This is a genomic window from Anaerobiospirillum sp. NML120448 (assembly GCF_023050945.1).
Classification (GTDB): Bacteria; Pseudomonadota; Gammaproteobacteria; order Enterobacterales; family Succinivibrionaceae; genus Anaerobiospirillum.
Window position 1 is genome coordinate 1 of record NZ_JALKIM010000063.1, and the last position, 20,990, is coordinate 20,990.

Below are 20,990 nucleotides of genomic sequence, written 5' to 3' on the forward strand. Positions count from 1 at the left end.
GACGCAAGTCTAATGGCGCTCTAATAACCAGAGAGGTGGTTGAAAAGCAACGAGAAATTGCCATTGCCTGCGGTTGCCGTGGTATTTTTGATATGCCATATACGTATTAAAATCTCGGAATTTCTAATTAATAGACCTAATGGCATTGGCAATTAATTTGTCTGAATCTAAGTTAACAGTATAGACGTACTTATGGTTGATCATTTCCCATAAGCTCTTAAAAGGCTCAGTACTAAACTTGGTAGTTGGTTTAGTTTGACTAAAGATATTGCGGTTGTGCTCTTTAATAAGCTTGCCCTTAGCTTTAGGATTATCAGCTTTTTGTAAGAGCTTAAATACACCCTGAGCGTAATACTTTAAGTAGTCATAGTCCTGATCTGGAGCTTTGAGCTCAAATTTATGAGCCCCTTCATCATCCGCTAAGAGCTCTTGCAATTCTTCACTCATCTTACCAGTGCGATCAATGTCTTTTTGGGTTTTAAGAGCAAAAACAATATCCTGAGCTTCTTCTTTAGTCAAAGTATGTTTGCTCTCGGTTAAAGACATATTGTTAGGATCTGATTGCGAGTCTTTGGTGCTATTATCTGGCTGCTCTTTAGGGCTTAAAGGGCGCACAATATCAATATTTTTGCCTACAAAGAAGTTATCATCAATCTTGGTAGGGCGCTCATAAAGGGCATCATTAATTTCATTTTGGAGCCCTTCAACAAAAGTAGCATAGCTTTCTGGTGCTATTACGGTTAGCAAGTTGTATTCATGAAATTGTTCGCCTAGAACACTGTAATCTTGACGATTGCCCTCTTGGTCAACGCAGAGGCGTAAACCACGACCAACTTCTTGGCGTTTTGCCATAGTGCTATTAGACTGCCTTAAGGAGCAAATTTGGAAAATATTAGGATTATCCCAGCCTTCTCTTAAGGCAGAGTGAGAAAAGATAAATCTTACAGGCTCACTAAAGCTAAGTAGACGCTCTTTATCCTTTAAGATCAGCTCGTAATCACTAGGATTGTCGCTGTATTTGGCCTCCTTTGCTCTACCTTTGACAGTAGGGTCGGTAAGGCGCTTGTTCTTATCAATACTAAAATAGCCTGCATGAGTAGCAGAAGGGGCAATGCTATTTAAATAATCAAGATATCTCTGGTCTTGCTCTAATAGTTGTCCTTGACTAAACAATTCTTGCTTAACACTTTCATATTCCTGCTCAAACATAGATTGGAACATGCCAGCATTATTGGGAGCATCGTAATCACGATAATGCTTTACTGTGTCAATAAAGAATAAGGAAAGGGTCTTAATGCCTTTTTTAAAGAGCTCTTGCTCTTTATGCAGGTGAGATTTAATGGTTTGGCGAATTTGTAAGCGAGCAATATCCTCAGCACTAACATCGCCCAATACTTCGTCAACATAGATAATGGTGCCATTGGCAAACTCTACTTTGCCTAATAAGGCATCAATATCACTAATGATATAGTCCTTATACTCTACAAGTTCTCCTGAGCGGTAATACAGATCATCGCCTTTGCTTAAAGTGGTGGTAATACGAGAGATCTTATCCTTAGTTCTCTTTTCCATAGTAATGACTGCTCTTGGGGGCAGGTGAGCATCAATTAAGATATTTTCAAGGTAAAGATAACTATTAGTGCCAGTGAGGTTTTTGACATCAATACCTACCACTTCAATACGCTTTACTAATTTTTGGTTGTAGGCATCAAGTGCATCCAGCTTATAGACACAATTGTGCTTATCTTTGTGAGTAGCAGAGAAATTAAGGCAAAATAAAGGATTAAAGAGCTTTAGGCTTTCTTTAGTCGCTGTGCCACTCATTTTCTGCGGTTCATCTAAGATCACGATAGGATTGTTGTTAGCTAGCACATCAATAGGCCTACGGGAACCGAAGCTATCACGCTCTGAGTAAATAATACGGGCAGCTTGATTGTTTGCATTTTCCTTAAAGCTATTAAAAGCCTGCATATTAACAATCATTACGTAGATATCATGGCTTTGTGAAAAGTCATTAATATCATTAAGATTGTCTGAGCTGTAAATAAAGCTTTTGATTTTCTTATGGTATTGCTCCATAAAGTGATCAACTGTAATGTCTAAGCTCTTTTTTACACCCTCACGTATGGCAATACTTGGCACCACGATAATAAATTTAGACCAGCCATAGACCTTATTAAGTTCAAAGATAGTCTTAATGTAGACATAGGTCTTGCCTGTGCCAGTCTCCATTTCAATATCAAGCACACAGCGCCCAAATTCCTGATTAAGAGCAGTATCCTTGCTAATATTACAGTGGCGCTGAATTTCTCTGATGTTCTCTAGCAAATGAGCATCATCAAGCTCAATTTGTCTGTTGCCATAGCCAGTCTCTAGGATGTACGAATAATCAATACCACTTAACATGGTGTTGTTTGCTTGAAAAGCAACTTTATCGTAGCCACGATCTAATTGATACTCAAGGCCATCGTGATAGCTCTGGCCTGCAAAAACAGAAACAATATTGCTTATGGCATCGCTTTGATATTGTTGAGTTTTAAAACGAAACTTCATAATAGGCTCTTTTACAAGTTAGTTTAGTTGTCTAGATAATAAGAGCAGTAAAGTCATAGTATTTACTGCTCTTATGGCGCTATAAGAGGCATTAGAGCGTTTTTACAATAGTCTCGGGGCTATGAGCTTTAATAAGTTGATCATAATTAGTCATAAGACTATCAGAGCTAATAGCACTGTTTTTCAAGACCAAATAAACAGGCTTAAGCTTAGCTAAAGTAATAATATCGTTAGCCTTGAGCTCATTAGAAAAATAGCACGCTAAAAATGGCTCAGTAGCCACTGCTAGCCCAGGCTCAGGCGCAGCTTCACTGGCAACTTCTGGCGCAGCAGCAAACTCAGGGACAGCCTCAACAGCAAGGTCGGGAGCGGGCGCTGGTTCTTGTAAAAGAGTAGGAGTAGTTGTGGTAGAGCCTACAATATAGGCTGAATCTTGAGATAAGTTGATTTTGGCAATAGAAGAGGTTAAATCAATGCCTAATTCAAGCATGATTTGAAAAAGGAGATCTTCTTGAGTGCGATCAAACTTAATGTTGTCGACACTATCTAAAAGATTGGCTTGAGATAAGTCATTAGGGTAGTAAAAGACATCCTTCATATTAGAGGAGTCAAGCTTAAGTACACGGAAGCCACAGTCAAAAAACGGCTCTACCCCCCCCCCATGGAAAATGGCTTATTTATGCGATTTTCTGCACTGAGGTTGGCTTGGTTTTTAGCTTTGGATAAGTTTTCATTCATCATGGCTAGAACTTGTTGACCTGCTTTTTTAATACGCTCTTTAGCAATAGTGCAGATATTGGCAGGAGCATTAAGACTTTGACAGAGTTTAATAGCATTGTCAGCAACATTCTTAGCCGTTTTACTACTAGCACCAGCATCACTAATAATTTCTGGTATTTGTACTAATATAAAATGGCGGTTAAGCTTTTGCTTCATATTAGCTAAGAATAGGGCATGAGCAGTAGTGCCGCTTCCTGAAAAGAAATCGAGCACAATATCATTATCTTTTAGGCCGCAAAACTCGATAATGCGGGCTATGATAGTCTCATCTTTAGGATTATCAAAAACCTTATCTCCTAATAGTGAGTCAAGGCGTTTAGAGGCAGCACGGCCATCAGTATAGAATACGCTATAAGGTACAGCATATTCACGATCTTTTAGATAAGCCTTAACTTTAGGAACATTGTTTTCATCAGCGCCAAACACAATTTTGTCAGCAGCAATCATGGAGTTTAGTGTCTCTTGAGTAAAGCGCCATCCTCCTTTAGGTAATTTTACAGGCTTATTGGTAATAGGGTGTAATACTGTGTATTTAGGGCCACCGCCGCCAGGCCAGGAAATATTATCGCCATAGTAAATGCCATTACCATCTACACTATTGTAGTGAGCTTGTTCTTTGGCAGGAGAGCCTGCTGGTAGGGCTTTGTACCAAAGTTTTAGATCCTGCTCAATAAGCTTATAGTTGTCGCCATGCAATTTCTTAAGGCGTTCATATTCTTTATAAATATCATCAAGGCCTTGCTTACGCTCTCGCCATAAAATACTGTTTTCTTTTAAGTAATTTCTATTGCGAGCATAGCAAACTATGTACTCATGAGAGACAGAAATGAGCTTAGAGTCATTTTTGCGGCCTGCTGCCCAGACTAATGAGGCAATAAAGTTGCTCTGACCAAAGATCTCATCACAAACTTTTTTGAGATTGTCCATTTCGTTTTCATCAATAGAAATAAAAATGGCTCCATCATCAGTTAATAGATCACGGGCAATTTTTAGGCGCGGGTAAATCATATTTAACCAATTAGTATGGAAACGACCTTCGCTTTGTAAATTAGAGCTTAGTCTATTACCTTGCTCATCAATTTTATTTTCTGAGACTAAGAAACTTTGGGCACTCTGTTCAAAGTCATCATGATAGATAAGATCTGAACCTGTGTTGTAAGGCGGATCAATATAGATAAGCTTAATCTTATTAAGATAGGTGTTTTTAATGCACTTTAGCACCTCTAAATTATCGCCCTCAATGTAGAGATTTTGGGTGTGCTCAAAGTCAATGCTCTCAGATAAACATGGTCGCAAAGTACTACTGGTAGGGAGATTAGCCAATTTTAAGGCTTCTCTTTTGTTAGGCCAGTTAAACTCATAGCGCTCTTTAGTTTCATGTTCGTCCTTAATACCAAGCTCTAATAAAAGCTTATGATGGTCAATAGCTTGAGTAAGCTTGCCATCTACTAGGACTTCGCAAACACAATGAGGAAAGAGCTCTTTAATTTTATTGACGTTCTGCGCTATAGCATCATTGTTAATCATATTAAGTTGGGTATTAGCCATAACTTTTCAGATCTCATATTAATAATGAAAAGACATAGGAAAGCTGGTGCCAAAAATACTAGCTAAAGCAGATATATATCTGCTTTATTATTATAAGGTTTAATTTTTTGATAGGCTAAGTAAAGTTAACAGACTTTTGGTAAGTCTTGTTTATTTTTGTCTCATCGTCGCTAATTAAGATCAGCAAACTTTAGAGTAGGCGCTGGGGATACCACCCAAGATTTACCTCAAGCCACCAGTTAAAAAGCCAATTGCCCCCATATGCCAGCAGGATAGTAATAAGAGAGTATTGACGTAAGCTGCCTTATCACCACACATTTGGATGTTTGCTAACTCACCAACTAACAAACATTCTATTTATCACTGTTGTAAAACCATGTTGCCTTAATAGGCTGTAAGGGCAGTATGGGCATTGAGTGGTTGCCATTCCCTTTATTCTGACTACGGGACTACTGTTGAACACTAATGAACGCCCTATGGGATATCAAGTCATAAAAGAAAAATGGCTTTTATAAGCCTTCCATAAAGTAAGTAAGCATCTTAGCTGCGCTAGAGTATCTCTGTTGTAAAAACATGTTGCCTTAATAGGCTGTAAGGGCAGTAAGAGGTTGCCATTCCCTTTATTCTGACTACGGTACTACTGTTGAACACTAATGAATGCCCTATGAGATAAGTAGTCATAAAAGAAAAAAGCTTTTATAAGCCTTCCATAAAGTAAGGAAGCATCTTAGCAGCGTCAGAGTATCACTGTGGTAAGACCATGTCGCCTTAAGAGGCTGTAAGGGCTGTAAGAACAGTAAGCTATTGCCGCTCCATTTATTCTGACTACGGGACTACTGTTGAACACTAATGAATGCCCTATGAGATAAGTAGTCATAAAAGAAAAATGGCTTTTAAAAGCCTTCCATGGTCAACAATGAATATTAGCCTTTAGGGGAGGCGGCTCTGTGGGCAAGAGAGGTCTCATAAGGGCTAAACGGCCTATTAGTTGGCAGCATCTTTAAGTTGTTTTAGTTGTTCCTTAGTCGCAAGGATTTTCTTTTGTACTTTTTGAAAGTTGGTATGAAGAGCAAACTTCTTATTAGGCTGACGTTCTTTATTTTTGGCCTTATTTAGTCTATCTCCTTCTTGTATTAGTTTGGTTAGCTGGTTTTCCAGCTCTAAAATTTTAGGCAAATTAAGGGTAATAGGATTTACCTTAGAGTGATCGTAAGGTAATGGAGCTTTATCAGCCTGATTAGGGTGCTTTTGAGCTGCGTGCTGCTGGGGAGCCTGCGTGTGAGCATCTTGCTTTTGGGAATGCTTAGAGCTGTTAAGATAAATGAGCGATAAGAGGTTTAAATAAAGATCTTTTACTGTCTTGCCTTGCAAGTTAAAAGTATCTAACAGCTCGGTTGCTGATAGCCACTGGCTGTTTAGGGATGATGTAATCTCAAAAGGGAATTGAGAGCTTTTCTGAGTAGCACTAGGGGTAAAATTAAACTTCAAGTTAGCACTAAGACTGTAGCGCCCCTCATAATGACATATGAATAGGAGGTATTTGTCTAAGTTGCTATCAAGTAAATTGATTAAAGCTTGCGGTATGTATTCTTGAGCTAAGTCCAAGACAAAGATATTAAGTTCAGGCAAAGAAGCAAGCTTATGCGTATCTTCCAAATATACATGTTCTGGCTCTAAGTTGTCTTGGTAAAAATTATGAAGATTTAGTACTTCTTGGTTAAATTTAGCTAGCCAAGTAATGTTTTTAATGTCTTGGGCACAGGCATTAACCTCTTGATTAGCAGCAAAATTGCTAAAAATGTAGTCGATAGGTAAAGGGGTAATTACCAAGCTTTGCTCTGGGAAAAGCTTGTTTAGGCCATCAGCATAAAAAAATTCTAAATGCTCCATATAATTACCCTCTTATGTTCGTAGCTGTTGTGTTCTCTTAGGTTAAGGTAGCCTTATGGGGGCTTAAGCTTAGCTTTGGGCTAGGGCCTTGGCCTTGGCATTGGCCCAGGCCCTAGCCATGGGAATTGCGCCTAGACCTTTGGCTTTGGACGAGGTCTTGGCATTGGGCTCTGGGCTTGAGAGCTAGCGATTAGTTAAGCACGAACCACGACAAAGCCCAACAATTCAAAGTCATCACTGCCACTAAAAGCTCCGTGTAAGGCTGAGCTTTCACCCTTGCCAAATAAGCTATCTAAATCTGATGTTTGCTTTTCATTAATAATTTGTTGGATAGCATGTTGTAGCTGAGATGAGTAGCGTGTCATATTCATGCCGTCATTTGTCTCTTTATTAAAGAGATCACAAAGGGCTTTGTTAGGAACATGCTCGTTGCGGCATAAAAAGCGCAGAATTTCTAGCATGCGCTTAGGAGCAAAATGATTGCATATTACCTTATTATCTTCCCCTAAATACACCATATAAAATGGATGGAAAATATTGCGCTTATTAGCTTTAAGGTCATTATTGCGATTGCGCAAAATTAAGATAGTACCTGGGCTAATGCCTAGCTCTTGTGCAGCTTTTATACGAGTGCTCACTTGCTCAGTTGCAATAGCGCTTGGGGTTTCATTCGAACCCATAAGGGCAGCAAATGGGTTGCTCATAGCAGCAAAAGGATTGGCAATAGCAGGCGTTTGGTGTGTGCTTGGCACTTGTACCAAGGCGTTTAATCCAAATGGCATACCATCTAGATTCTTGTGAGTTTTCACATAAGAGAGTAGATCTTGCCTAAAGTCGCTCAGACCTAAATCAGTAATACTGATATTACAATTCATTTCCTCAAGGTTGACTGTTTCCTTTTGGATGCGTCTTAGCTGCTGGCTGCGGTAATCAAAATTAGCATCATCTTGTGAAATTAGGTTGTCATCGCCTGTGGCCGTCATTACCGTAAGTTTCATTTTCTGTTCAACTCTGGCTCTCAGATGAATATATTCATCTAAGCCTAAGTCTGGCCAGAAGTTAACCATTTGAATGTATTTGTTAGTACTACCAATACGGTCAATACGACCAAAGCGTTGGATTAAGCGTACAGGGTTCCAATGAATATCATAGTTAATTAGATAATCGCAATCTTGCAGATTCTGGCCTTCACTAATGCAATCACTAGCAATAAGAATATCAATATTGGCATTGTGATTATTACCAAAGCGTTTATCCCTTTGTTTGGATTTAGGGGAAAACATTGTAAGCAAAGCATCAAAGTCGTTAGAGTGGCCTTTAATAGTGCTTTTACAAGATTTTCCTCCAGTAATTAGTGCTAAATTACAGGTATCTTGAGCTTGGTTAAAATGCTTAACAAGATTTTCATAAAGGTAAAGGGCAGTATCAGCAAAAGCAGTAAATACTAATACCTTTAGGTTGCCTGGATTAATTGGGTTAGTACGTTTGTTGGCAATAGTTTCTACTAGTGTTTTGAGCTTAAGATCATGAGCAGTATCAATAAGGTTAAGCTGAGCAATTAATGTTTCTAGAATCTCTTTATCTGTTGCAATGCTTTTGCGCCAGGCATCAAGATCCATATCTTGGAGGTTAATAATAGCCTTTTTAGAGCCGACGTAATTATCCAGCTCCATGCTATAGCCATTTTCAATTAAGTCTTCGTCTAAGACCTCATCGATATCATCATCAAAAGAAAGATCGGTAGCTGCAATTTTTGGAGAAGCCTTATGGTTGGCCAATTGGAAGCTATCTATCTTGTCAAGGGTAGCTGTATGATGGTCAATTAACTTATTAATGGTTAAGCGCAAAGAGTGAATGGAGCTTTCTAAACGCTTGAAGAGGTTAATGGTCATTAAGCGTGCTAAGCCTTGCTCACGACCTTGGAAGTCTAAGCTAAATTTAAAGTTACCATTTTGCTCGTAGATACTGCGCATGTTAGGCAGTAAAAAGTTCGATGGCGTATAAACAGCTAAAGAGAGCTGACTGAGTCTGTTAAATAAATCCTGAAAGTTTAGAGTTTTGTCTAAATCGGTAATAGCAGGATTTAGAGAAAGAGGAGATAGCCTAGTAGGGAAAGAGCCTATTTGGCTTGCGTCATAAAAAGTTTCAATATGATGGCGGCTACGGGCAATAGTGACCGCATCTAAAACCTTAAAGAAGTCCAGAGGCAGTTTGTCTATTAAGTGTTGGGTAGATTGCTCGTCAACATCACTTTTGGCCCAGCTGTTGTATGCCTTTTGTGCCAATTTGAAAATTTCATCAATGCCTGAGCTGGTGCCAAGTTTGCTATTAATATCAGAACTATTGCCTTCATAAGCAAGGGCAATTTGATTCTTAAGATCATTAAAGCGATTGTTGACAGGTGTTGCAGAGAGCATAAGCACTTTGGTCTTAACGCCTGGCTTAATGGCTTTTTGCAAAAGCTGATCATAGCGGTTTAATGAGCTTTCAGAGTCCTCATCTATAAGGCGTTTTTTGCCACCATTTCTAAAATTATGACTCTCATCAATGACAATTAGATCAATACTAGACCAATTAAAAAGACTTAAATCTATGCCATTAGACTCGCCTCTATTGCGATTAAGGTCAGTATGAAAGAGAACGTCGTAATTAAAGCGATCTTTTTCAAGAATATTGGTGTGATAGTTGTTGTTAAAAGCCTTCCAGTTTTGTTCCAGCTTTTTAGGACATAAGACCAAGATGTTCTTATTGCGTGTTTGGTAGTATTTAATTACTGCCAGTGCAGTGAAAGTCTTACCCAAGCCTACGCTATCAGCTAAGATGCAGCCATTGTACTTTTCTAATTTATTAATAATGGCCAGAGCTGCGTCCTTTTGGAAAGGATAGAGCATTTGCCAAATGACAGAGTTTTGATAGCCCGTAGCATCATTAGGTAAATAGTCTTCATTATTTTCCTCAAGAAACTCGCTAAAAATGCAATTTAGTGTTTGATAATAAATAATTTCTGGGGCTACTTCCTCACAACCAATCTTAAAGCTGTCAAGAACCTTGTGCGTAATATCCTTACTGTATTGACGCTCGCTCCAAGCAAGATTAAAGATTGATGCAAAGTCTTTCTGCACTTTCTCTAGCGGGCCAAAAGTGAATGGGGTTTGTGAGAATAATTCATTATATTTGGCTTTAGTTAAACCCAGATTATAAGCGTCAAAATTGCCAATTCCAGAGATAAGCCAGGTCTCATCAGGGTTTTTAACCATGATATAGCCTAAATTTTGCTGGGCGTAGCTGAGCATAGTATGAAACTTACCTTTAGCTTCAATCCATTGCGAACATTGATTGCACAATGTTTTTTGTGTCATCTGATTGCGCAGCCTAATTTCTAAGTCGTTGCCAAAGATGTTGTGCTCACGATTTAGCTTAGGGATATAGAACTCACGCATTTTAGACTTATAAGAGGAAGAGCTAGAAATAGTGGTGCTATTGGCAGCTGCATTATTGTAGATGTACTCGTCCTCTTGCTCGGAAGTAAAGGTAGGATTAAGGAATAAGAAGCGAAAAGACTTAATTCTATCTAAGCTGTCTTTTAGTCCTTCATAAGCAAAGACAGAAAAGCTGTTAGCTAGTACGCTTACTTCACTATGCTCGTTAAGAAGCTCTTTTAGCACATCGCATAATATTTTTTGCTCATTATCAATAATCTGGATGCTTTTTTCCATACTAGTGCTTACGCTCCGCTTATGTCTTATAGATAGGTAATAGATATTGTAGCTCAATAAGGCAGTGATTTAGGAGGTCTGCTACAGCTCTATAGTGTGAGGAGCGCTGTTGTGATTGGGGATAGGGGGATGATTTGAACAGATTTGCGATTTTGTCTGTTTAAAATAAGCTCAGGAGCGGGCGCTCTAAGTGAGGATAAATGGCGTAAGCATCGGGTGTTGCATGTAGTGAGATGAGGTTTTGCTGGAATGGGAAGTTGTGTTTGGTTTGTGAACAAATGTTCAAAACGGAAGTAATTTTGTAAACTGTAAACGGTAAATAAATAAGGTTTTGGGATGTAGATTCAAGTTTTTTAAATGGCAGTGTTTAAATTAGTGAACAAATGTAACATGGTCTTGTTGTAAAATGTGACCATGCTCAAAATTTTAGTGTTTTTGAAACTCTAGAATAAAACCATAGATTTGAGATTGGGAGATTTACCAAACCATGGAACTTAAGAAATATATTGACCACACCATCTTAGCAACTGATGCTACTGAGGATAAGCTCGACAAGATTATTGCCGAGGCTAAAGAGTATGACTTTATGTCCGTATGCGTAAGCCCTCTTTGGGTTTCTAAGTGCGCTCAAGCTCTTAAGGATACTGATGTTAAGGTATGTACTGTAATTGGCTTCCCACAGGGCACTCACACTACCGCTACTAAGGTATTTGAGACCAAGGACGCTATTGCTAATGGTGCTACTGAGGTTGATATGGTTATCCCTGTAGGCTTATTAAAGCAGGGCAATTTAGAGGCCGTTCGTGCTGATATTGCTGCTGTAGTAGAGGCTGCTAAGGGCAAGGCTTTAACCAAGGTAATTATTGAGACCTGTCTCTTAACCGATGAAGAAATCGTTACTGTTTGCAAGATTTGTAAGGAAGTAGGTGCCGATTTCGTTAAGACCTCAACTGGTTTCTCTAAGGGTGGTGCTACTGTTCATGCCGTTTCTTTAATGCGTCAGACTGTTGGCCCTGATATGGGTGTTAAGGCCTCTGGTGGTGTTCGCACTTTTGCTGATGCCAAGGCTATGATTGAAGCAGGTGCCAATCGTATTGGTACTAGCAATGGTGTTGCCATTGTTAAGGGCGAATAAAATCATCTTTGTGCAGTGATTTTAAGTAGCTTAAAGCTGTAGGCTCAATTTATTTGAGCCTACCTAAAATCCAACATACTTGTTGGTTGTGCTTATTCTCCATGCTTATTAGTTATTAATTCTTCTTCACTAACAACAAAGAATTTAAATTAGGAAGTGGTCAAAGAAGCCTAATTTACGGCTTCTTTAGACTTGTACTTAAAAATCTAACCACTTTTCTTTTCATCTTTTTTTGGTAGTTCACAAGGCTTTAGATGGTTTATCTCTAAGGGCAGGCCCTTATTGTACCTAAATTCTGGCAAAAGCCTCTTTTTAAAGCCTTTATCTTTGCTTGTTAAGATTGATTGTGTGTGTACCAAAGATATTTTGATTGTCTTGTTAAGTTGACTATAGGAGTCATATTATGAGTGAAATTAGAGCAACAGCTGCTGCTGTCAAGGATGCTCCAATTGAGCAACTACCAGATGGCTACTTAAGCCGTACCCCTTGGTTCCAATTTATTTTAATTTCTTGCATGTTCCCTTTATGGGGCTGTGCCGCTAGCTTGAATGATATTTTAATTACTCAATTTAAGAGCGTATTTACTCTTAGTGACTTTGCTACTGCCTTAGTACAAAGTGCTTTCTATGGTGGTTATTTCTTAATTTCCATTCCAGCAGCTCAAATTATTGCTCGTACCAACTATAAGACTGGTATTTTAATTGGTTTAGGCTTCTATATCGTAGGTTGTACCTTATTCTTCCCAGCCTCAACTATGGCAACTTATACCATGTTCTTATTTGCAGTATTTGGTATTGCTATTGGTTTAGGCTTCTTAGAGACCTCATGTAATACCTACTCTACTATGCTTGGCCCTAAAGATAAGTCCACTTTACGTTTAAATATCTCTCAGACCTTTACTCCTATTGGCTTCTTAAGCGGTATTTTATTAGGCAAATACTTAATTTTCCAAGAGGGCGAGAGCTTACACAGCCGTGTTGCCAACTTATCTGCCGAAGCTTTACATGAGTTTAAATTAGAGGCTCTTCAATTTACCTTACAACCATACAAGGCCATTATTGCCGCTTTAGTTGTAGTATTTATCATTGTTTTATTAACCAAGCTCCCAAGCTGCAAGGTTAAAACTAAGTCCAATGAAGCAAAGCCAAGCTTTGGTGAGACTATCTCTTACTTAATCACCAACAAGCGCTTTATGGGTGGTATTGCTGCTGAGTTCTTATACGTAGGTATGCAAGTAGCAGTTTGGTCATTCACCATTCGTTTAGCTCTAGACTTAGATCACTCCATTAATGAGCGTAGCGCTTCTGATTACATGGTATTTAGCTTCATCAGCTTCTTTGCAGGTAAGTTTGTTGCCAATATCTTAATGACTAAGTTCTCTGTACCTAAGGTAATGATTGCTTACTCTTTAGCTGGCATTCCATTAGTTCTTTACATCGTATTTGTTCATGACTTTAGCGCTATTTATGCTGCCATTGCTATCTCTTTCTTAATGGGTCCAGGTTGGGCAACCATTTATGCTGAGACCTTAGCTGAGGCTGATCCTAAGTACAAGGAAACTGCTGGTGCTGTCTGTGTTATGGCAATTGTAGGTGCTGCGGTAATTCCAGCTATGCAAGGCTTACTCTCTGACATGGTCGGTTCTTTACCTGTATCCTTTATTATCAATGCTTTCTGTTTCGTTGCCATCATGGTGTTCTTTATTGTTAAGTTAAAGGAAAATAAGGCTTAAAGGAGTTAAATCATGGCTATTATCAATCTCTTTAAAAGCGATTTTACTGACTTTGCTAAAGAAATCGTAACTTTAAAAGACCTAGCTGTTAGCATCAAGCGCTATCCTTCTGGCATCGAGTCTTTAACTATTAGGAACGCCCAAGGTTACGTAGAAGTGCTCCCTTACATGGGCCAGATTATCTGGGACTTAAACTTCAAGGGTCAAAGCTTAAGACTTCATAGTATTTTCGATATGCCACGCAAGGCTAATACTATTATCGATACTTATGGCTGCTTTGCTTTCCACTCTGGCTTATTAGCCAATGGCTGTCCATCACCAGAGGACAATCACCCAATGCACGGTGAGTTCTCAGTAACTGATATTCACAAGGCTTATTTAGAGGTAGGTGAGGACTATATCTCTATTATTAGTGAGTGTGATTATTGCCAAGGCTTTGGTTATCACTATGTAGCTAAGCCAAAGGTAACCTTAAAGAGCAATCAAAGCTGTATTGACATTGATATGGAAGTCACCAATAAGACCTATATCAAGATGCCGCTCCAGTACATGTGCCACATGAACTATGCTTACTTTGATGATGCAGTAATTACCTCTAACATGCCAGATAGCGCCTTTAAGCTCAGAGAGTCAATTCCAGCTCATGTTCACCCAACGCAGCAGTGGCTTGCTTACAATGAGAAGCTAAAAGAGCTACAAAAAGAGGGTAAGACCTTATCTGTCCTTAATGACAAGGCAATGTACGATCCTGAAATTGTCTTTATGGCAGACGACTTGTCAGTATATGGCGAGGATGCAGTATTTGAAATGAAGGCAGGCGATATTACTTGCTTTACTCAATACAAGACCAGCGACTTTAAGAGCGCTACTCGTTGGATTATGTACAACGAGGATTTAAAGGTAGCTGCCTTTGTACTTCCTGCTACCTGCCGTCCAGAGGGCGCAAAAGCTGCTGAGCGTATGGGCACTATCATTTATTTAGAGCCTAATGAGACTAAGACCTTCCATGTAATCACTGGTTTAAGATAAAGGAGCAACGAATATGACTATCGCTGTAATTGGCTCTAATATGGTTGATTTAATTTCCTATATTGAGCGTATGCCAAACAAAGGTGAGACCATTGAGGCTCCTGACTTTTCCTTAGGTTGTGGTGGCAAGGGCGCTAATCAGGCTGTAGCAGCTGCTAAGTGCGGTGCTAAGGTCATGATGATGACTAAGGTGGGCGACGATATCTTTGGCCCTAACACTATTAAGAATTTAGAGTCCTTTGGTATTGATACTTCTTTATGCTCTATTGTTCCTAATATGTCCTCTGGCGTAGCTCCAATTTTTGTTGACCCTAAGTCTCAAAATTCTATTTTGATTATTAAGGGTGCCAATAAGGAGCTCAAGCCTCAAGATATTGATGCTGCTGAGGACAAGCTCAAAGAGTGTGAGCTTATCATTTTACAGTTAGAAATCAGCTTAGATACTGTATATCACGCTATTGAGTTTGGCCGTAAGCATGGTATCGAGGTGCTATTAAATCCAGCCCCAGCTGATCCTAACTTAAGCTTAGAGAAGATTTCATCTTGTGCTTTCTTTATGCCAAATGAAAGCGAGTTAGCCACTTTAACCAAGATGCCTGTAGACACTGATGAGCAAGTTCTAGCTGCTGGTAATAAGCTTATTGAGGCTGGCATTAAGAATGTAATTGTTACTATGGGTAGCCGTGGCTCTATGCTCATTAATAAGGATGGCCATAATAAGATCCTTCCTTATAAGGTTAACGCTATTGATACCTCTGGTGCTGGTGATGCCTTTATTGGTAGCTTCTCTAAGTACTATGTAGAGCATCACAACATTTTAGAGGCTATGAAGGTGGCATCTGCTTTTGCTGCTCTTTCCGTAACTCGTCGTGGTACTCAAAAGTCATACCCAACCATTGATGAGCTCAATGCCTTTATTGCTTCTCAATCATAAGTTTTAACCTTAGCTTTTCAAAGGCCCTAGACGTAAGTTTGGGGCCTGTTTAGCTAACAATAAAATCCTGGTACTTTTTCCTATAAGCACAACCTAACAAAAGTTGTTCACTTAACACACACATAAGATCAACAACTTTCTAAAATGCCCATAATTTAAAGCAAATTATGGGCATTTTTTTATCAAAGCAATTCGTGAGCAGTATATTGATCAGTAATTAAAATGTTGGCAAAACCACCTGTGAGGGCTGCTTTAATAGCTGGCCATTTAGCTTGACCTCCTGCTACTAAAATACGCTGATCTTTGGCCTTTAGCTCCTCTAACTTAATGCCATTAGTACGCTCATCCAAAGACAAAGAGCAAATTTTGCCTTTATCATTAATAAGGCGTGAAACTATATCTCCTGAGGCCTGTTTCTCTAAAGTACGGCGCTCCCTGCCTGAGATATAGCCTAGCTTAAATAAAATTGAATCTGAGTTAACGCCACCTACAGTAAAGAGAGCGATATTAGCTTGACGGCCTAAATTTAAAATATCCTGAATAAAAGGGTCTTTTTCTACAATTTGCTTAGTTTGCAAATCAGAAAATAAGGTAGGAAGCGGTAAGTAAAAGCCCATAGCATTAAACTTTTGGGTAAAGATATCCACAATTTCTTTAGCATGGGTTTGATGGGAGCTATAGCTGACACCTCCTTTGAGCTGTACCACTTTAACGCCTTTGACCATACGTGGGGTTAGCAATTTAGCTATGGTGTATAAAGTACGACCCCAGCACACGCCAATAATGTCGCCATCACAGATAATGTCATTTAAATAAGAGGCAGCCTTAGAGCTAATAGCTTGTAAAATCTCGTTATCGCCGTCATTAGGAGCATGAGCAATTAATACTTTTTTAAGCTTATATTTCTGCTCTAACATAAGCTCATTGTCATGAAAATCAATAAATGGATTAACAATCTTGATTTGGACAATGTTCTTATCTTTGCAGTATTGCAAAATACGAGAAATATTGGGACGAGATAGGCCCATTTCTTTAGCAATGTGATCTTGAGTTTGACCTTGCTCATAATAGCGCTTGGCTACCTCAAGATATTGAGTGATTTTTTCTTTATCCATGAGCTTTAGTCCCCCATTCCCAAAAAGCAAACAAGCTCTAAACTTAATCTCCTACCCTTGCATCTTACCATTAATACCAAGCCAGGCTATTCTTTTGTTTCAATCCCACCGCCCCAAACACCAAATAAGCTATAAGCACCAGCGCAGCACGTCACAGCACAGCCAAGCAAAACTCACTAAAAGGTCGCCTTTATAAGGCCGTCATATCCTGCTTAGTTGCCAAGCCCCATGTCTCCAATCTGCTAGGCAGCTCGGCTGCCAAACCGCCTGGCTGTGTGGCAAAGCAAGGCCTAGCAAAGCAATCTTAGCACGGTAGGTACAGAGTAGTTACAAGCAAGCTTAGACAGGCCTGGACTGTCATAGCATGGCTCTTGTGTGGTAAGGATTCAAGTAATAGGGGGCAACAACCTCTGATACTTAAGTCGTGGGTCGTAGGTCGTAGGACTAAGGATTATGCTCTTGGGAGCTAGGTATTGCCCTTTAGGGCCATGAGCCTTGGGGCCAATGGCCAAGGACTCATAGGAAAGGTAAATTGAGGCCTTGGCAGTTGTGGCAGGCTGTTGCCTTATGGCCGTTGCCATAGGGCGGAGGCCTTGTGGCTGATGCCATGGGCCTCTTATTGTAAGGGGCAGGATAGGGTAGTTAGGTAGGATTATTAGTATGGCCAGCCCTTGTTGTAAATTTTCTCAAGCTTGTAAGTTGAGATATCTTTTTGGAGGATATTCTCGTCGCTTGGGGTAGAGAGTTTTACTTTGAAGCATTGTTCAAAGTTAGCTGAGGTTGCTTTAGCTAGCTCTTTAGGGGAGATACCTTTAAAGTCAGCAATATACTCTAAAGTGTAGCGTACAAAGGCAGGCTCATTATCTACACCACGTACTGGTACTGGAGCTAAATAAGGGCAATCTGTTTCGACCATCATGCGATCAAGTGGTACGTACTTTAAAACCTCACGTACATTATCGGCGGCTCTAAAGGTAGCAATACCTGAAAAAGATATGAAAAAGCCTAAATCAAGGCACTCACGGGCCATCTCAACTTCATCGCAAAAGCAGTGCATAACACCGCCACAATCACGGGCATTATGCTCTCTCATCAAGGCTACAGTGTCATGGTGAGCAGCACGGGCATGGATAATAAGAGGCTTTTTAAGCTCATTGGCCAAATCAATTTGACGAGCAAATGAATCTAGCTGAGCCTCTCTAGTTTCAGCAGCATAGAAAAAGTCTAAACCTGTTTCACCCAAGGCAATACATTTTTCATCAGTTAAACAGGCAGCTAACTGCTCCTCTGTCCAAGCGCCAGCCTCTTCTAAATTAAGAGGGTGAATACCACAGGCATTATAAATACCATCAAAAGGGGCAATAACCTGCATCATCTTGGCATAATCTTCAATGGTGCAAGCTACAGAGAGCATGTGAGTAACACCACAAGCACGAGCACGAGCCATTACTTCGGCTATACTCTTTGGCCCCTTACCCTCTAAGGTTAAAGAGGCTAAATGGCAATGGGAATCTACTAAAAAGCACATGGTCTTACTCCATAAGAAAAAAATATCAAGATAGCACAAACTATCAGATGCGCTCTCAAGGGCAAACACAGGCCAAAGCAGGTACTTTGGCAGCGCAGCGCAAGGCGTACGGCAGCGCAAGTCGCTATTGCGCCTAACGCAGTTGCGCAGTTGTGTTGTTTGGGGTTGCTATTTTAGCAAATTGCAGCTTCATAAATGACAAAAGGTTTCCTCAAATAGGTAAAAGACCTGTTTTAGGAAACCTTTGTATTAAGAAGTACCAAAAATTTTAAACAAGCAAGTAATGGCCAAGCTAACGAATGAGCAAGCAGCTTAAGTTGCTGCTAGTGGTACTTGAAATCTAAGAGCGCTTTGTAAGTTCTTTGCTAAAGATACTACGATAATATATTTTCAGCTTGGGAACTTGCAAAAGCATTTAGTTAGCTTAGTTAAGTTTGGTGAAGTTGTGCTTTACTCTATCATGCTCCTCAGCACGCTTAGCATCGTTAAAGCGATCTAAAGTGCCCACGAGATAACCAGTAATGCGGCGAATTCTATCGAACTTTACGCCCTCACCAACCACGCCATTAACTGGCTTGAGTCTTGTAACCATTGACTGTGTCCTTATAAGCAAACTAAAGCTACGAAAAACATTAATTTAAGAGCATTAAGAAAAAACTCTTAGCTTTGGGGGGAGCCCAAAAGCAATGTCATGTTAGCAAATGACCCTATACTTTGCCATGGCAAACAAACGCCCTATATAAGGCAAATCATGGTTTTTAAATGGCTTTAGAATCAGTGTTTGATAAATATTTAACAATTTTTTTAAAAAAGTCCTTGGCTCGCAAAAGATATAAAAAGAACAGTAAATCTCTAAAACCAACTTGACAAAGAGTGAACAACCGATGGGTAGGGGGATTGATAGTAGTAAAAAATTAACTAAAGATTTTTGTGATTTATTAAATAACATTTATGAAATAACGGTATTCTCTGCTTTTAATGTCCTAAACCAAGCGTTTTATACTTAGTACATTTTTTGTCAAGGGTTTAAAAGAAGGAGTAGTATTTAATAATTGTTAATTATTACGCGTGAAATTAAAGCAGTAGATGCGCATTAATGGAGCTAAGTAGCGCTAAATTCTCCACTAAAATAGGGCTTTGCTATAATGAATTAATTATCTTAGGATTTTTTAGCTAATCTAAGCTGATTCTAAGCTAAAAGAATAATACTAATCATTAAGAAGGTGATAATTATGGCTGAGCCAACCATTTTTGAACGTATTATTGATGGCAGCATTCCATCTGAGATCGTATATAAGGATGATTTAGTAACTGCTTTTAAGGATATCGCCCCTAAGGCAGAGAACCACATCTTAATTGTTACTAACAAGCCAATTCCTAGCGTTTCTGATGTAGAGGCTTGCGATGAGGTTATGTTAGGCCATCTTTTAATTGTAGCTAAGAAGATCGCTACTGATTTGGGCGTAGCTCAATCTGGTTATCGCTTAATTGTTAATTGTGGTCCAGATGGTGGTCAAGAAGTGCCACATATCCACATGCACTTATTAGCAGGCGGCAAGCTAGGTGGTTTAGGTTTTCCTAGCAAGGACTAATACTTAGTACTTAAGCTAAGTTTTATTCATTTTTCGCCTTAGCACTCTAAAGATAGCTAAATTTTTTAGGGTGCTATTTTTTAGTATTTTTTAAGGATAGTAGGGGGATAGACATTCGTGCGCAAGCTCATGTTAAGTTCATTAGCAATCACTTTAACACTAGCTTTAGGTCTAAGTGGTTGTCAGTCTCTTGATATCTTAAAGTCTGATCATAGCAAAGATACCCCAATTAAAAATGCTGAGGTAGGTGTAACTCAAAAGACTACCCAGGATAATAGTTCTAATCAAGAGTATGAAAAGGCACCAGACTTATCTGGTGCAGAATTGTTAGGCGGCCTGTCATCAGATGCTATTGGGCCTTACGACATGAGCTCTAATCCTAATGCAGTACGTCAAGGTGTTGCTTTAAGTGGCAGACTAGAAAAAGCTCCGCTACCTAATAATGCTATGCTCGGAGCTGCTGATCCTTACAGTAGCGTTAATGAAATTGAGCTAGAGGAAACATCATCTGATGATGGTTCTTTACTTCAAGTAGCAGCCGCTGTAGCTAATGCTAGTGCTGTCGCTAGCGCAGGCACTGGATCTGCCAATACCGCTGCAGGTACTAATGAGCATTATGTAAGTTCAGTAAGAGAGTTAGGTGGCATTGATAGCTGCTCTGTTAAGTTAAATACTGAGGCTAGTGGTTTAGCCCGTGCTTTAATTAAAGAGTTGGCTTTAAGACTACGTAATGAAAGCGGCAATATTTATGTAGCTCCAACTATTATTGATAGTGAATACCAAGATTGCGTTGAGGACTTATCTACTGCGCTTCAAGATGGTTTAGTAGGCTCTACTTCTTTTTATTTAGTGCCTGCCACTACCAATTTAAATAATGTCATTGCCCAGAACATTGGCTCTGCTACTATTTTGCCTAATTTGATTCACCAATGTCGTGCTTCTGCTATTCCTTACTTAGTAGTATCTCAAGTTAAGAAAGCAGGTGATAAGGCAGCCCTTACTATACGTATTATCCGTACTGAAGACGGTATTACTTTAAGCCAGACTTTCCGTCGTCTTCATAATTAATTGAGCTTAACTATTAAAGCTCATCTAGGCTGTAGTTTAAATTATTTAGACTACGGCCTTTGCTTTTTTTACTAGGCATAGGTGCGCTTTGTAATATAATTATGAGCTTTTTACGGGTATTATCGTGTGATCAGCTTGAATCCAAGCTTGGGCAAGCGCTACGAGTTTAGCTAGAGGCTAAGCTCTTTGCAGAACAGATCTGCAGTGCAGATAGTATTTTTTGGATGGTTGGTTTTTAGCTATTATGATTTCTTTACAAGATTTAACTATTATGCGTGGCACGCTTATATATAAGCCATTCTTAGCAAATTTAGGTACAAGATAGGGACAAAATAGCCCCCGATTTTTAAGGGGCTATAATTTTTAATCT

14 protein-coding genes are annotated in these 20,990 nt (G+C 39.4%); 6 read left to right on the forward strand and 8 right to left on the reverse strand.

Annotated features, from left to right (window positions below):
* Nucleotides 1-123 precede the first annotated feature (123 nt).
* The 5 genes from MXE38_RS09515 to MXE38_RS09535 all read right to left on the reverse strand — a co-directional run bounded on the left by MXE38_RS09515 (nucleotide 124) and on the right by MXE38_RS09535 (nucleotide 10,487).
* The gene (locus MXE38_RS09515) at nucleotides 124-2,553 is read right to left on the reverse strand and encodes a DEAD/DEAH box helicase family protein (RefSeq protein ID WP_246914241.1); all 2,430 of its coding nucleotides are present in this window, start codon (nucleotides 2,551-2,553) and stop codon (nucleotides 124-126) included.
* A 91-nt stretch (nucleotides 2,554-2,644) separates the two neighbouring features.
* A complete protein-coding gene (locus tag MXE38_RS09520; RefSeq protein WP_246914243.1) occupies nucleotides 2,645-3,151 on the reverse strand; it encodes a hypothetical protein in 507 nt (168 codons plus the stop codon).
* Nucleotides 3,152-3,201: 50 nt separating this feature from the next.
* Nucleotides 3,202-4,881, reverse strand: coding sequence for a site-specific DNA-methyltransferase (locus MXE38_RS09525; protein ID WP_246914246.1), 1,680 nt, complete (start codon nucleotides 4,879-4,881; stop codon nucleotides 3,202-3,204).
* 984 nt (nucleotides 4,882-5,865) lie between these two features.
* Nucleotides 5,866-6,771 (reverse strand): DUF4391 domain-containing protein, encoded by a 906-nt coding sequence (locus MXE38_RS09530; protein ID WP_246914247.1) that lies wholly within the window; start codon nucleotides 6,769-6,771, stop codon nucleotides 5,866-5,868.
* A 194-nt stretch (nucleotides 6,772-6,965) separates the two neighbouring features.
* The gene (locus MXE38_RS09535) at nucleotides 6,966-10,487 is read right to left on the reverse strand and encodes a helicase-related protein (RefSeq protein ID WP_246914248.1); all 3,522 of its coding nucleotides are present in this window, start codon (nucleotides 10,485-10,487) and stop codon (nucleotides 6,966-6,968) included.
* A gap of 487 nt (nucleotides 10,488-10,974) precedes the next feature.
* Between MXE38_RS09535 and deoC the strand changes: the two genes are divergently transcribed.
* The 4 genes from deoC to rbsK all read left to right on the forward strand — a co-directional run bounded on the left by deoC (nucleotide 10,975) and on the right by rbsK (nucleotide 15,317).
* Nucleotides 10,975-11,622 carry a deoxyribose-phosphate aldolase gene (deoC, locus tag MXE38_RS09540; protein WP_246914249.1) on the forward strand — a complete coding sequence of 216 codons (648 nt, stop codon included), beginning with the start codon at nucleotides 10,975-10,977 and terminating at the stop codon, nucleotides 11,620-11,622.
* A gap of 403 nt (nucleotides 11,623-12,025) precedes the next feature.
* Nucleotides 12,026-13,354, forward strand: coding sequence for an L-fucose:H+ symporter permease (fucP, locus tag MXE38_RS09545; protein WP_246914250.1), 1,329 nt, complete (start codon nucleotides 12,026-12,028; stop codon nucleotides 13,352-13,354).
* A 12-nt stretch (nucleotides 13,355-13,366) separates the two neighbouring features.
* On the forward strand, nucleotides 13,367-14,383 hold the full coding sequence (locus tag MXE38_RS09550; protein WP_246914251.1) for an aldose 1-epimerase family protein: 1,017 nt from the start codon (nucleotides 13,367-13,369) through the stop codon (nucleotides 14,381-14,383).
* A 13-nt stretch (nucleotides 14,384-14,396) separates the two neighbouring features.
* Entirely contained in the window at nucleotides 14,397-15,317 is a 921-nt protein-coding gene (gene rbsK, locus MXE38_RS09555; RefSeq protein WP_246914252.1) for a ribokinase, read from the forward strand.
* A gap of 182 nt (nucleotides 15,318-15,499) precedes the next feature.
* Here the strand turns inward: rbsK and MXE38_RS09560 are convergent, their stop codons facing one another.
* The 3 genes from MXE38_RS09560 to nrdD all read right to left on the reverse strand — a co-directional run bounded on the left by MXE38_RS09560 (nucleotide 15,500) and on the right by nrdD (nucleotide 18,552).
* Nucleotides 15,500-16,432, reverse strand: a complete 933-nt coding sequence (locus tag MXE38_RS09560) for a sugar-binding transcriptional regulator (RefSeq protein ID WP_246914254.1) — start codon at nucleotides 16,430-16,432, stop codon at nucleotides 15,500-15,502.
* Nucleotides 16,433-17,087: 655 nt separating this feature from the next.
* Complete coding sequence (locus tag MXE38_RS09565; protein ID WP_246914256.1) at nucleotides 17,088-17,960, reverse strand: TatD family hydrolase; 873 nt, start codon at nucleotides 17,958-17,960, stop codon at nucleotides 17,088-17,090.
* Between the two features lie 424 nt (nucleotides 17,961-18,384).
* Nucleotides 18,385-18,552 (reverse strand): anaerobic ribonucleoside-triphosphate reductase, encoded by a 168-nt coding sequence (gene nrdD / locus MXE38_RS09570; protein ID WP_246914258.1) that lies wholly within the window; start codon nucleotides 18,550-18,552, stop codon nucleotides 18,385-18,387.
* Between the two features lie 640 nt (nucleotides 18,553-19,192).
* On the opposite strand from nrdD, the gene MXE38_RS09575 reads away from it, so the two are divergent.
* Nucleotides 19,193-19,552 (forward strand): histidine triad nucleotide-binding protein, encoded by a 360-nt coding sequence (locus MXE38_RS09575; protein ID WP_246914259.1) that lies wholly within the window; start codon nucleotides 19,193-19,195, stop codon nucleotides 19,550-19,552.
* A gap of 117 nt (nucleotides 19,553-19,669) precedes the next feature.
* Entirely contained in the window at nucleotides 19,670-20,620 is a 951-nt protein-coding gene (locus tag MXE38_RS09580) for a hypothetical protein (RefSeq protein WP_246914260.1), read from the forward strand.
* Nucleotides 20,621-20,990 lie beyond the last annotated feature (370 nt).